Genomic DNA, 650 nt, shown 5'->3' with positions numbered 1-650 from the left:
GCTGGCCTGGCGCAGCGTCACGAAGGCCTGCCACAGCGCTTCGAAATCGAAATCCGGCAGCAGGGGCTCGGTCGCGAAGGACGCTTCCGCAAAGCGGCCAAGTGCCGCCTCGCACAGGCCGAGAACGCCTGTTTCAACCGGCAGATGACCGCCGAGATCACCGAGCCAGGCGATGCGGCCACCAGTTGCGGGTATTCCAAGCCCTTCGAGGAACGAGCCGGGTTTCTCGTAGGACAATGGCGCGTGCGGGTGGTAACCGGCCTGCACATCGAGCAGCAGTGCCATGTCACGGACGTTGCGGCCCATCGGCCCGTCGACGCCCATCTGCGCATGGAAGACTTCGAAATCGGGTCCGCCGGGAACAAGTCCTTGCGACGGGCGGAAGCCAAAAACATTGTTCCAGGCGGCCGGGTTGCGCAGCGAGCCGCCAAAGTCGCTGCCATCGGCGACGGGCACCATGTCGAGCGCCAGGGCAACGGCCGCGCCGCCGCTCGAGCCTCCGGCGGTCAGGGCCGGATCGAAGGCGTTCAGCGTCGGCCCGAACACGGCGTTGTAGGTGTTGGAACCAAGCCCGAATTCGGGGACGTTGGTCTTGCCGATGATAATGGCGCCGGCATTGCTGCGCGACGGCAAGGTCGACCTGTCCGGCG

At 66.2% G+C, this 650-nt stretch carries 1 protein-coding gene; it reads right to left on the bottom strand.

Annotation, left to right across the window (positions count from 1 at the left end; all coding sequences use genetic code 11):
- On the bottom strand, window positions 1-633 hold a 633-nt coding region (locus EN969_RS34090), incomplete at its 3' end, for an amidase family protein (protein WP_245467681.1).
- Window positions 634-650 lie beyond the last annotated feature (17 nt).

It is taken from the genome of Mesorhizobium sp. M7A.F.Ca.CA.003.01.2.1 (assembly GCF_003998945.1).
GTDB classification, from domain to species: Bacteria; Pseudomonadota; Alphaproteobacteria; order Rhizobiales; family Rhizobiaceae; genus Mesorhizobium; species Mesorhizobium ciceri.
The sequence above is the reverse complement of the archived record's forward strand: the minus strand, read 5'-3'. Positions and strand labels throughout refer to the sequence as shown.